This is a genomic window from Marinifilum flexuosum (genome assembly GCF_003610555.1).
Lineage (GTDB): Bacteria > Bacteroidota > Bacteroidia > Bacteroidales > Marinifilaceae > Marinifilum > Marinifilum flexuosum.
Window position 1 is genome coordinate 1822781 of the sequence record NZ_RAPQ01000008.1, and the last position, 13813, is coordinate 1836593.

Consider the following 13813-nt stretch of genomic DNA (forward strand, 5'->3'; position numbering starts at 1 on the left):
TCCATCTGACCTTAAAACAAATAATAAGCAGATGAAAGTTTTAAAATTTGGAGGAAGCTCGGTAGCCAATGCAGATAACTGTAATCGGGTGAAGGAGATTGTCAAAAAGAATCAAAAAAGCTGTAAGCAAGTTGTAGTTGTGTCTGCTTTTGGAGGTGTTACCGATGAATTGGAACGCTGTATTAGCCTGGCAAGTACAAGAAACAAGGAATACAAAAGTGTTCTGGAAGTTCTGAAGCAGAGACATCAGGAAATGATTCAGCAACTTGGAGTAAGTGGCAATCTGAATGAAAAGATCAATGCTAAGTTTGAAGAAATATCCGAGCTTTTACAAGGTATTTACCTGTTGGAAGATATCTCGGAGAAAGTTCGAAGTATTGTAATGGGCTCGGGGGAGTTGCTGTCTTCGGCAATTATATCGGAATTCTTTAACAATGCCGGATTACAAACAGCATATTTCGATTCCAGAGAGTACATCAAAACTCAGAATGGGAAAGGGGTTTATTTAAATGCGAAGCAAACCAACTTAAACCTTGAATCAATAAAGGAAAAAGAATTCGAAGTGGCATTATTTCCAGGATTTGTAGCTTCTGGAGCAAAAGGAGAAATGACGCTTCTTGGAAGAGGAGGTTCGGATTATACAGCTTCAATTCTGGCTGCAGGATTGGGTTGTTCTGAATTGGAAATATGGACGGATGTGAGTGGTATGTATACTGCTGATCCTCGATTTGTTTCCCAAGCATTACCTATTGAAAGAATGTCATTTCAGGAAGCCATAGAATTGTCGCATTTCGGAGCTAAAGTGATTTATCCTCCTACTTTAATTCCTGTAGTACAGAACCAAATTGATGTTAGAATTAAAAATACTTTCGAACCTGACGATGAGGGAACTTTAATCAGTAAAACTCCTGGTGAAGTTCGTTCTGTAGTTCGTGGTTTGTCATCGGTTAACGATATTAACTTGTTTACCCTTTCGGGGAGTGGAGTTATAGGAATTAGTGGATTTGCATCTCGATTTTTTACAAGTTTGGCACATCGTAAAATCAATGTGGTATTGATTACTCAGGCATCATCGGAACATAGCATTAGTGTTGGTATTCATAAGGATGATACTGAGTTGGCCGTTGAAGCCTTGTGTGAAGAATTCGAAATGGAAATCAGAATGAACCTGGTGAATGAGCCATTGATTGAGGAAAATTTATCAATTGTTGCCATTGTAGGTGAAGATATGGGATTTACTCCAGGCATTTCAGGTAAAGTGTTTAGCGTTCTTGGCAAGAATGGTGTTAATATTAGAGCAATGGCTCAAGGTGGAAATGAAATGAACCTTACATTTATGGTTCGCACCAAGGATATTAAAAAAGTGCTGAACGTAATACATGAAGAGTTTTTCGATACTACTTACAAAAAAGTGAATCTTTATATTGCAGGACTTGGTAATGTAGGTGGTAAGCTGCTCGAATTCATTGAAAATCAATACGAACATCTTCTGGAAGAAAAAGGGCTGCAATTAATTGTTAGGGCAGTTACAAACAGTAGAAAAATGTATTTTGCTGAAGATGAAAAACTACTGGAAAATTGGGAAGAGAAATTGAACAAGGATGGAGTTCAAGCAGATTTACAGGAGTTTGTTCGCTTAATGGATCAATCGAACCTGAGAAATCGAATTTTTGTTGATATTACTGCAAGCGATAAAGTAAGCGAAGTGTATGAACAGATATTAAATTCAACAGTTGCAATAGTGGCTTGTAATAAAATTGCGGCATCATCTGATTATTCTAATTACAACAAGATTAAAGATGCTGCCAAAAAACACAATGTTGAATTCATGTTCGAAAGTAATGTTGGTGCAGGTTTACCGGTAATTAGTACCATTAACAGTTTGGTAAACACAGGCGATGAAATTGTTGGAATTGATGCAGTAGTTTCAGGTAGCTTAAATTTTATCATGAATGAATTCAATAAAGGACGTTCGTTTGTAGAAGCTGTTAAAATGGCCATGGAGCAAGGATTTACCGAGCCTGATCCTAAGATTGACTTAAGTGGTATGGATGTTCTTAGAAAGCTATTGATCTTATCGCGTGAAGCAGGTTACCAATTGGAAGAAAATGAAGTAGAGCATCAGCCAATGATTCCTGAATCATGCCTGCAAGGAAATTCTGCCGATGAGCTTTTGAAAGATTTGGAAGCCAATAATGATTACTTCGAGGCATGGAGAGAGGTAATGAAAGAGAAAAATGTTCGATTTAGATATATCGCTTCCTTTAAAGATGGGAAAGCAAATGTGAGTTTGAAGGAAGTAAGTCCTGATCATCCTTTTTACGATATTCACGGTAAGGACAATGTGATTTCGCTAAATACCAAATGGTATGACGATCAGCCCTTAATTATTAAAGGAGCTGGTGCTGGAGCTGAGGTAACGGCATCGGGTATTTTTGGTGATATAATTAGAGTTAGTAGAAATTAAGAGAGGTAGAATTGAATCGTGAATCAGTAAACTATTGTAAGAAACACAGTAGTAAAAAAATAAATGTGATGTCAGAAGAAGTAAAAGTATTTGCACCCGGAAGTGTATCAAATGTTGGGTGTGGTTTCGATATATTGGGATTTGCCATTGATGGAATTGGCGACGAAATGATTTTTAAAAAGAACAATGAAAACAAGATCAGGATTAGTCCGGTGAACGGATATGAGAACTTGCCAACCGACCCAAAGAAAAATGTTGCAGGTGTAGCCATTCAGGCATTATTGAATGACTTGGGAAGTGATCAGGGATTTGATGTTGAGATTGTAAAGAATATAAAACCGGGAAGTGGTATCGGTTCAAGTGCAGCAAGTGCTGCAGGAGCTGTTGTTGCGGTTAATGAATTGTTGGGAAGTCCTTATTCAAGAATGCAGTTGGTAGATTTTGCCATGATTGGCGAAGAGGTTGCTTCGGGCGATATTCATGCCGATAATGTAGCACCAGCTACATTGGGAGGCTTTTGTTTAATTAGGGGATACAATCCATTGGATGTGATTCATATCGATCCTCCAAAAGATTTATGGTGTGTGGTGATTCATCCGCAAATCGAAATTAAAACCAAAGAATCAAGGGAGCTTCTTTCACCTGAAATTCCTTTGAAAAAGGCCATTCGTCAGTGGGGAAATGTTGCCGGACTAATGTCAGGTCTTTATACTTCAAATTATGAGTTAATAGGTCGATCGTTGGAAGATCATATTGTTGAGCCACAAAGAAAAGTTTTGATTCCTGAATTCGATGAACTGAAACTATCAGTTATGGAAGCAGGTGCTTTAGGTTGTAGTATTTCTGGTTCGGGACCATCGGTATTTGCTTTGGCAAATTGTAAAGATACGGCAGATGTTATTGCTGCTGCAATGGATACAGTATTCAAAAGAACAGAATTGGACTATAAGATATATGTGTCGAAAGTGAGTGAGGGAGGAGTTAAAATCTTATAATCAGGAAAATATTAAGTGATAATGAAATATTTTAGTACCAATAATAAAGAATTGCGTTACAGTTTTAAAGAGGTTGTAATAAAAGGATTAGCTCCCGATAAAGGTCTGTTTTTTCCGATAGAAATACCAAAACTGAGTGATCAGTTTTTTAATGAATTGCCTGATAAGAGTCTTGCAGAAATAGGATTTGAAGTGGCCAAACATTTTGTGGGAGAAGATATCAATGAAAAGGAGCTCAAAAATATTTGCCAGGAAGTATTTAATTTTCCAATTCCTTTGGTTCGGGTAGAAGAAGGAGTATATAGCTTGGAGTTGTTTCATGGTCCAACGTGTGCATTTAAGGATGTTGGAGCACGTTTTATGAGCCGTTGCCTTGGTGCTTTTGCAAAAGAGAGCAATAAAGATGTTACCATACTTGTTGCCACTTCAGGCGATACAGGAAGTGCTGTTGCCAATGGATTTTTGGGAGTTGAAGGTGTGAATGTAATTATTCTTTATCCTAAAGGAAAAGTAAGTCATATTCAGGAACAGCAGCTTACCACAATGGGGCAAAATATTACAGCTCTTGAAGTGGAAGGAACGTTTGACGATTGCCAGGCTTTGGTTAAGGAAGCTTTCGCAAATGAAGATTTGAATGCGGAATATAAGCTAACCTCTGCCAACTCTATTAATATTGCTCGTCTGTTGCCTCAAAGTTTCTATTATTTCTATGCGTGGGCTCAGTTGCAAGAGAAAAACAAGGAGGTAGTTGTTTCAGTGCCTAGTGGAAATTACGGTAATCTAACAGGAGGATTACTGGCAAAGCAAATGGGCTTGCCAATTCATAACTTTGTAGCAGCTGCAAATAGAAACAAAATTGTACCAGACTATTTGGATAGTGGAAAATATGAACCTAAACCATCGGTTCAGACCATTTCCAATGCCATGGATGTTGGAGCACCTAGTAACTTTTCACGCATGATGGAGATTTACAAGGAGAAATACTCTGATGTAATTAAAGATTTAAAAGGAGCCTGGTATTCTGATGAGGAAACCAAAGTGATTATGAAAGAGGTTTTTGATCGAGAAAGCTATATTTTGGATCCTCATGGAGCGGTTGGGTATTTGGGACTTAACAAATATCTTAATAGAGAAAAACAAGTTGGGATATTTTTAGAAACAGCACATCCTGCCAAGTTTAAAGATATTGTTGAAGAAGTAATCGAAAAAGAGGTGGAAATACCCAATTACTTACAAGAATGTTTGCAAAAGGAAAAAAAATGTGATGTTATCGGGAAAGAATTTCAGGAGTTTAAAAATTACCTGTTAAAACAATAGTTCATAAGATTAAACCAGGCCAAAAGGCTTGGTTTTTTTTGAATGTTTAAAATGCTTGTGAATAAAGTATTTATAAGGGGTGTGAAAAAAATCCAAGGATTGTGATTTTTTGTATCTTCCAGAATATAAGGAGGTAAGGGGAGGTGTGTTGTAGATCTAGTTTAAATCATTGGTTTTTACAAATGCTTTTCGTAAATAGAATTTGGTTAAATTAAAATCAATGATAAATAGTTTTATGATTTAATAATTGTTGCTGTGTGTGTCATATTCAGTGCAGTTCGAAAATTACAGGTTCGTTATTATGTTTTAATTTTAAAAAGATGAATTTTCTTATTTTTTCGTAATTGAAATTTGCAAACGTCCAGAAATCATTTATATTTGTATAGAAATCAAATTTAAAAGCATTTTTTAACCCTAAAATTTTATAAAGTTATGAACAAAGCTCAATTAATTGATGCAATTGCTAGCAAGGCTGGTTTAACTAAAGCTGATTCTAAAAAAGCATTAGACGCTTTTATTGAAACTACTACTGAAGCATTAAAAGGTGATGATAGAGTAGCCCTTGTTGGATTCGGTTCATTCTCTGTATCTAAGCGTGACGCTAGAACTGGTAGAAACCCACAAACTGGTAAGCCAATCAATATCCCTGCAAAAAAGGTTATTAAATTTAAGGCTGGTTCAGAATTAGCAGACTCAGTACAATAAATATATTGTAAGTCATAAGAAATTAGGGGGGTAGAAAATACCTCCTTTTTTTATACCACAAATTTTAAAGATGGAAAAAGATTTACTGATCAGATCAATTCAATTTCTTGAAGAATTTGCAACAGAAAAACGTAAAAATCTGATAAATGAAAATGTAGACAACCGTACAAGATATATTACCGTGGCTCTGGAAAATATTTTTCAACCACAAAATGCGAGTGCTGTAATTCGCTCTTGCGATTGTTTTGGTATTCAGGATTTACATGTAATCGAAAACTCAAACGAATATACCCTAAATCCCGATGTTGTTATGGGATCTTCAAAATGGGTGGATTTACATCGGTACAACGAAAAGGATGAGAATACGCTTGATACCATAAATTCTTTGAAAGAAAAAGGCTATAGAATTGTTGCTACTACTCCTCATACAAATGATGTTCTTTTGCCAGATTTTGATTTGTCAAAGGGGAAATCAGCATTTTTTTTCGGAACAGAATTAACCGGCTTATCTGATGTGGTAATGAATCATGCCGATGAGTTTGTTAAAATTCCAATGTATGGTTTTACAGAGAGTTTTAATATTTCGGTTTCAGCAGCCCTTGTGTTGAATCATTTGGCGACAAAAGTGCGCAGAACTGGCGTAAACTGGCAGTTATCGGAACAAGAAAGCTTAGAGCTTAAATTGGAGTGGCTAAAAAAATCAGTTAAAAGAGGAGATGAACTGTTGGAAGAGCAATTCAGACGTTGGGGAATTGGCTGAAAATGATAATAATTGGAAGACCCTAAGACGTGTTTAATTAGACTTCTAATATTTTCATTAAATATTTCGGAAATGGTAAAAAGATTATTATTTTTGATGAAGACATTATTAGAATAGATAAATAAAATTTATTCGCTAATTCCTGACATTTAAATAATACCACTATATGAATTGTGTTGTAATTGATGATGATAAGCTTTCTAGAAAAGTTGTAGAGAGTTATATTGAGAGAACTGATTTTCTTACATTTGGGGCATCCTACCCAAGTGCAATTGATGCTATTAATAATATTAAGAAGAATGAGCCAGTAGACTTAATCTTTTTGGATATTGAAATGCCGGAAATGAGTGGAATGGAATTTCTGAATAGCCTTAACACAACTCCTCAGATTATTATTATTTCTTCAAAAGAGCAATATGCCCTTGAAGCTTTTGAGTATGATGTAACAGACTACCTACTAAAACCAATTAGTTACAGTAGATTTTTTAAAGCAGCTAATAAGGCAAATAAGCGTTATAAAAATAGCGAAGGATTTATTCAAGATAAGAACGAAATTTTTATTAAGAGTAACTCATCTCTTGTTCGTTTAAACTACGACGATATTCTTTGGATTGAGGCATTAGAGAATTATGTTGTTGTGAATACCTACCAGGAAAAGTATACCATTCACTTTACAATGAAGGCCATAGAAGAAAAAATGCCTGCAGCACGTTTCTCCAGAATTCATCGTTCTTACATTGTAAATCTTAGTAAAATTGAGATGATAGAGGATAATTCAGTGATAATTGATACTGATGGTGGACCAAAATCAATTCCAATTGGAAAATCGTACCGAGATAAATTAATGGGTGATATCAATTTAATGACTCGATAGTTTTCTTTATCGCAGGATTTTTTTGAATTTTGTATTCAATAAAAATTCTGTATATGATTACAAATAGACAATTATTTCTACAACACGTAGCTACAACTTCTGATTTTCCAATCGCATTGGAAATAGAAAGAGCAGAAGGTATATATATGTACGACCCGAGCGGGAAACCATATTTGGATCTCGTTTCGGGCGTTTCTGTTAGTAACCTGGGACATGGGCATCCAAAGGTAAAGCAAGCCATAAAAGACCAGGTAGATAAATACATGCACTTGATGGTGTATGGTGAATTTATCGAAACTCCGCAGGTTCAGCTCGCCAAATTATTATCCGATAATCTTCCGGATAGCTTAAATTCAGTTTACTTCGTGAACTCAGGAAGTGAAGCCAATGAAGGTGCACTTAAATTAGCCAAAAGATATACTGGAAGATCCGAAATTATTCACTTTACAAGAGCATATCATGGAAGTACACATGGTGCATTAAGTGTGCTTTGCGATGAGGAAATGAAAAATTCATTCCGTCCACTACTTCCTGATGTAAGAATGATTGAGTTCGGAAATCAAGGTGATTTGGAACAAATTACCGAGAAGACAGCTTGTGTAATTCTAGAACCAATACAATCGGAAGGTGGAATGATTATTCCTTCGAAAGAATACATTCAAGCCTTGAGAGCCCGTTGTACTGAGAAAGGAGCTTTACTGATTTTCGATGAGGTACAAATGGGTTTTGGACGAACTGGAAAATTATTTGCATTCGAACATTTCGATGTTGTGCCTGATATTTTGTGCTTGGCAAAAGCAATGGGTGGAGGAATGCCAGTTGGTGCCTTTATTTCTGACAAGAAAATTTTGGATTCATTCAAAACCAATCCAATGTTAGGGCATATCACAACTTTTGGGGGGCATCCGGTTTGTTGTGCAGCTGCCAAAGCTTCATTAGAGGTTATTTTGGAAGAAAATATTGTTGATGATGTTCAGCGCAAAGGAGAGTTGTTTGTAGAGCTTCTAAAAGATCATCCTTTGGTGAAAGGATTCCGTCAACTGGGACTTTTTGTGGCAGTTATTGTGGAATCGAAAGAAATCATGTTGGAGATAATGAAAGAAGCACATGAACTGGGAGTTGTAATGGATGCTTTCCTTTTCTGTGATGATGCATACCGTATTGCACCTCCGTTGAATATTACCGATGAGGAAATTCATCATGCATCCAATCTTTTGATTCAGGCAATGGATAAAGTAAATAAATAAGCATGAGATTTATTGGTGTTGTAATTATTCTGTTGTGCATGGGCTTCGGTGTCAATGCACAATTATCGGAAGTTGAGAAGGAAATTGCAGGTGATTTTGAACAGTTGGTTCAAGCTGACAATGATTCGACAAAATTTGTAATCTGTAAGAAAATTGAAGATTCGTTTTTGCGCGTCTTACCCCAAAAGGAGAGTTTTGATTATACTTTTTCCAAACTTAACCACATGGGAAAAATTACATCACCAGATCTTAGATTTAGAATTTACAATTGGAATTGTGTGCTTTCCGATGGAAGTTATAAGTATTTTGGAATACTTCAATACAAGGAGAAATCTAAACTAAAGGTGAAACTTCTTTCCGATAAAACGGATGGAGATATGTTCTCCAGATATGAGCCGGAAAATTGGCCGGGAGCATTGTATTATAAGATTATCCCATTTAAATCGAAAGGTGGAGCAAGCTATTTGCTATTGGGATGGGATGGAAACAATGTTTCAACCAATAAGAAACTGATAGAGGTGCTAAGTTTTGAAAAATCGGGAATAAAGTTTGGAAAGCCTATTATTTCCTGGAGAGGAAAACAACTTAATCGTGTGATTTTCGAATATGCAAAGCAAGCACGAATGAGTATCAATTACCAGGAAAAAGAAAAGAGATTGGTGTTCGATCATTTGTCGCCTTCCAAACCTCAATTCGCAAACCAATTTGAATATTACGGTCCGGATTTTACACACGATGCTTTACAGTTGAAAAAGGGAATTTGGATGCTGCAGGAAGATGTGGATGTTAGAAACAAGTAATACCGTTAAGAAAATCTGTTTATAAAAAAGGTATAATTAATGAGCGATACATTTAAATATCAGACGGAACAATTTGCCGATGTTAAAATATTAAGATATCAGGTACCAGGCTTTGGAGATTTAAGTTTACAGCAAAAAAAGCTGATTTACTTTTTGGCTGAAGCAGCAAGGTGCGGACGTGATATTTTATTCGATCAGAATAACAAGTACAATTTAAGAATTAGAAGAACTTTAGAAGCCATTGTAAAATCATACGATGGAGATAGAGAGTCGGAAGACTTTAAAAGCTTTTTGGTTTACACAAAAAGAGTGTGGTTCTCCAATGGTATTCACCATCATTATTCGATGGATAAGTTTCTGCCAGATTTCGATGAGGAATATTTTGGAGACTTGTTAGCCAATACCAATCCTGATTTGTTGCCATTAGGCGAAAAAGAAGAGATAATAGATTTAATGAATCAATTGGTGCCGGTAATTTTTGAGGAAAATACTGAGGCAAAACGTGTTGTTTTAAACCCTGATTTGGATTTAATTGCTGATTCGGCTAATAATTACTACGAAGGAGTAACCCAAAAAGAGGTAGAAGAATTCTACTCTAATGCTGATAAGGGGGATACTGAGAGACCTCTGTCTATTGGTTTAAATTCTAAACTAACCAAGGAAAATGGCCAATTAGTTGAGAAAATCTGGAAGCTTGGAGGAATGTATTCTCCTGCAATTGAGAAAGTGGTTTTCTGGTTAGAGAAAGCGATAGAGGTTGCCGATAGTGATCTTCAGAAAGAATCATTAATAAAATTGGTTGATTTTTATAGTACAGGCGATTTAAAAACATTCGACGAATATTCTATTCTTTGGGTGAAGGATTTGGATGCTCATGTAGATGTAGTCAACGGATTTATTGAGGTTTATGGTGATGCACTGGCCTTTAAAGCAAGCTGGGAATCAGTTGTGAACTTTAAAGATATTGAGGCGACCAAGCGTACGGAAATTATTTCGGATAATGCACAGTGGTTCGAGGATAATTCGCCTGTTGATGATAGGTTTAAAAAGGATGAGGTAAAAGGTGTGAGCGCCAAAGTAATTACAGTTGCCATGTTGGGTGGTGATTGTCATCCGGCTACTCCAATAGGAATCAACCTGCCAAATGCCGAATGGATTAGAAAAGAGCATGGAAGTAAATCTGTAACCATAGATAATATTACACATGCATATCATCAATCATCGCTGAAAAGTGGAATGGTAGATGAGTTTGCTTACACCCAAGAGGAAGTAGCAAGAGCCAAAGAGCATGGCTATTTAGGCGGAAACCTGCATACCGATTTGCATGAATGTTTGGGGCATGGATCCGGACAATTACTGCCAGGTGTGGGAATGGATGCTTTGAAAAACTACCATTCTACATTGGAAGAGGCAAGAGCCGATTTGTTTGCACTGTACTATATGATGGATCCGAAGATGGTTGAAATTGGATTGATGCCAAGTTTGGATGTTGCAAAAGCAGAGTACGATGGATACATCCGTAACGGATTGTTGACTCAGCTTACCCGTATAGAATTGGGTAAGGATATTGAGGAATCGCACATGCGAAACAGGCAGTTGATTGCAAAATGGGTATATGAAAGAGGGGAGAGTGCAATTGAGCAAGTGAAGAAAGAAGATAAAACTTTCTTTGTGGTGAAGGATTACGAAAAACTGAGAGGCCTATTTGGAGAATTGCTTGCCGAAGTACAAAGAATAAAATCAGAAGGAGATCTTGAAGCAGGTAAAGCTTTGGTTGAAAATTACGGTGTTAAAGTTGATGAAGAACTTCATAAAGAGGTAAAAGAGCGATTCGAAAAACTAAAACTTGCAGCATATGCTGGTTTCATCAATCCAGATTATCATCCTATCATTGAAAATGATGAGATTGTTGATGTTGAAATATCCTATCCTATGGATTTTATGGAACAAATGTTGGAGTATGGTGATAAGTATTCATTCTTGCCACACATTAATTAAAGTGAGCCCTAAGTTTTATTCGTTCACATGATTTAGGAAATAGATAACAAAAAAAGAGGTCGCTTCGACCTCTTTTTTTTGTAATTTTATGATCTATGAAAAAAACTCTGACTCTAATATTACTAACGCTTTCCTTACAAGCGTTCACACAAAAACATTTTGTAGAATTTCAAGTTCAGAAAGTACCATCCACTTCCACATTCCGTTCAATACAGGTGTTTGATGATTCATGTGTATGGCTTGGTGGAACAAATGGAAATTATTGCTACACCAATAATGGTGGAAAAAGCTGGCAGAAAGCAATTGTACCTGGTGCTGAAAAACTAGACTTTAGAGATCTTCATATGTTTAGCCAGAATCATGTAATACTAATGAGTTGTGGAAATGGTGAGGATTCAAGAATCTATATTACCAAGGATGGAGGCAAAAACTGGAAAATGACTCAGCAGAATAAGCATGACAAGGCTTTTTACAATGGGATTGATTTTTGGAATAAAAAGGATGGAATCCTGACCAGCGATGCTATCGATGAAAAGCCATATGTGCTGATTACCGACAATGGAGGAGAATCTTGGGAGAGGTTGATACCTAATGAAATTCCTGATTTAAAGGAAGGAGAATATGCTTTTGCGGCCAGCGGTACGGGAATCATTACTCGTGGAGATAATGAGGTATGGATTGCAACAGGAGGATTGCACTCCAGAATTTTTTATTCGGCCGATAAGGGAAAGAATTGGGTGGTGAGTGAAACGCCAATTATACAAGGGACATCAACAGAAGGAATCTACTCTTTTTATATCAATGACAAGAACAAAGCCATTTCGGTTGGAGGTAATTATAAGAAGATTGATGATTGCAAGGGAAATGTAATTGTTTCGAAGGATTCAGGGAAAAACTGGAAATTGGCACAAGGTGCAGGAAAATTGGCATTTAAAGAGTGTGTGAAGCAATTGGATATCAATGTTTGGATGGCTACCGGACCAAGTGGTACTGCACTCTCGGTTGACGATGGAGAAAATTGGACCGAGATTGACAACAGACCATTTCATACTTTCGATTACGATGCCAAAAGCAAAATAGGTTATTTGGCTGGCGGAAAAGGAAGTGTTGTAAAGTTTTATCTGAAGAAAAAATAATACCGATTACTAATTATATATCGGCATTTCAATTTAAGATTTCACGGTTTGGCTCAAACTCACACTGAAATTTTAATGGTATAACAGGACAATCGTGCAGGCAAATCCATCTGGTTTGGCTTCACTAACAATAAGACCAAAACAAATAGTAATGAACAGAAAATTTATACTTGCAATTGCAGGTTTAATGTTGTCGTGTACTGGCTTTGCTCAGGACATGGAATACACCAAAAAGCTGGTGGAAAAATTGAGTTCCAAAGAATTTCATGGACGTGGATATGTGAATAAAGGAGATAGTATTGCTGCTGCATATCTTTCTAAGGAGATGAAAAGTATTAAGTTGAAATCTCTTACTGAAAATTATTATCAGCCATATTCAATTTCGGTGAATACTTTTGCAAAAAACACCAAGTTAGCTCTTGATGGAAAGGAGTTAAAGCCTGCAAGCGAATATGTAGTAAATCCGAATGCAAAAGCAGGGAAAGGTGAAGCCAAACTAACATGGATTACCAAGGATATTCTTACAAACTCGTATGCTTTGGGTACGTTTATGAAGAAAGACCATTCCAATTCATTCCTGGCAATTGATTCAACTGGTTTAAACAATCCAGAATTGTACAACTTTGCACAGGCCATGATGAAAAAGAATGTTTTCGATGCAAAGGGAATGGTTCTAATCAATGGTAAACTAAAATACTCAGCAAAGAACAAGTTGGTTGACTTTACCACTTTACTGGTTAAAACAGATGTGATTAATCCTAAGATAAAAACCATTCAGTACGACATTCAGAGTGAATTTATTGAGGACTACAAAACACAGAATTTGGTGGGGTATATTCCTGGCAAAACAGATACCTGTGTTCTGTTTACTGCTCACTACGATCATTTGGGATATTATGGCGATAGCATGTATCCAGGAGCAAACGATAATGCCAGCGGCGTTGCCATGGTAATGAACCTGGCAAAATATTTTAAAGCCCAAAAGAAGAAGCCACATTATACTTTGGTTTTCGCATTGTTTAGTGCCGAAGAAGCTGGTTTATTGGGATCGACGCATTATGTAGAACATCCGTTGTTCCCATTGGAGCAAACCAAAATGGTTTTAAACTTCGATATGGTAGCAACAGGAGAGAAGGGCATTTATGTGATTAATGGTAAAAGTGTACCTGGCGAAATGGAAAAGATCAACGCCATTAATAAGGAAAAGAACTATGTATTTAAAATGTATCCAACAGGTGAATCTTCTTCTTCGGATCATGCACCATTTCACGACAAAGGCGTAAAAGCTGTGTTTTTCTATACCCATAGCGATAATGCCGATTACCACGAAACAACCGATACTGCAGATAAATTATCATACAAGCAATTCGAAGGAATCTTTAAGCTGGTAAGAGATTATACGGAAATGAAATAGGTATTTTGATGCTCTCACTTCAAGTGAGGGTATCAATATTTCAAAACTAAAGGAAAATTTACCACAAAGGGTAAAAAGGTTTTCACGAAGTAACACAAAG

11 protein-coding genes are annotated in these 13813 nt (G+C 36.5%); all 11 read left to right on the top strand.

The genetic code is table 11. From position 1 onward, the window contains the following. Positions 1-31 precede the first annotated feature (31 nt). The 11 genes from thrA (at position 32) to BXY64_RS07415 (ending at position 13713) form a co-directional block, all read left to right on the top strand. Entirely contained in the window at positions 32-2467 is a 2436-nt protein-coding gene (thrA, locus tag BXY64_RS07365) for a bifunctional aspartate kinase/homoserine dehydrogenase I (protein ID WP_120239248.1), read from the top strand. A gap of 68 nt (positions 2468-2535) precedes the next feature. After that, complete coding sequence (locus BXY64_RS07370; RefSeq protein WP_120239249.1) at positions 2536-3462, top strand: homoserine kinase; 927 nt, start codon at positions 2536-2538, stop codon at positions 3460-3462. 21 nt (positions 3463-3483) lie between these two features. Beyond that, positions 3484-4779: a threonine synthase gene (gene thrC / locus BXY64_RS07375; RefSeq protein WP_120239250.1), complete on the top strand. Its 1296-nt coding sequence runs from the start codon at positions 3484-3486 to the stop codon at positions 4777-4779. Positions 4780-5211: 432 nt separating this feature from the next. Continuing rightward, positions 5212-5484, top strand: a complete 273-nt coding sequence (locus BXY64_RS07380) for an HU family DNA-binding protein (RefSeq protein ID WP_054717818.1) — start codon at positions 5212-5214, stop codon at positions 5482-5484. A 70-nt stretch (positions 5485-5554) separates the two neighbouring features. After that, on the top strand, positions 5555-6244 hold the full coding sequence (locus tag BXY64_RS07385; RefSeq protein WP_120239251.1) for a TrmH family RNA methyltransferase: 690 nt from the start codon (positions 5555-5557) through the stop codon (positions 6242-6244). A gap of 166 nt (positions 6245-6410) precedes the next feature. Further along, entirely contained in the window at positions 6411-7118 is a 708-nt protein-coding gene (locus BXY64_RS07390) for a LytR/AlgR family response regulator transcription factor (RefSeq protein WP_120239252.1), read from the top strand. A 53-nt stretch (positions 7119-7171) separates the two neighbouring features. Beyond that, complete coding sequence (locus tag BXY64_RS07395; protein ID WP_245996617.1) at positions 7172-8365, top strand: aspartate aminotransferase family protein; 1194 nt, start codon at positions 7172-7174, stop codon at positions 8363-8365. A 2-nt stretch (positions 8366-8367) separates the two neighbouring features. Next, positions 8368-9165, top strand: a complete 798-nt coding sequence (locus BXY64_RS07400; protein WP_120239253.1) for a hypothetical protein — start codon at positions 8368-8370, stop codon at positions 9163-9165. Between the two features lie 39 nt (positions 9166-9204). Continuing rightward, positions 9205-11163: a dipeptidyl-peptidase 3 family protein gene (locus BXY64_RS07405; RefSeq protein ID WP_120239254.1), complete on the top strand. Its 1959-nt coding sequence runs from the start codon at positions 9205-9207 to the stop codon at positions 11161-11163. Between the two features lie 95 nt (positions 11164-11258). After that, on the top strand, positions 11259-12299 hold the full coding sequence (locus tag BXY64_RS07410) for a WD40/YVTN/BNR-like repeat-containing protein (protein WP_120239255.1): 1041 nt from the start codon (positions 11259-11261) through the stop codon (positions 12297-12299). A 151-nt stretch (positions 12300-12450) separates the two neighbouring features. Further along, positions 12451-13713: a M28 family metallopeptidase gene (locus BXY64_RS07415; RefSeq protein WP_147375938.1), complete on the top strand. Its 1263-nt coding sequence runs from the start codon at positions 12451-12453 to the stop codon at positions 13711-13713. Positions 13714-13813 lie beyond the last annotated feature (100 nt).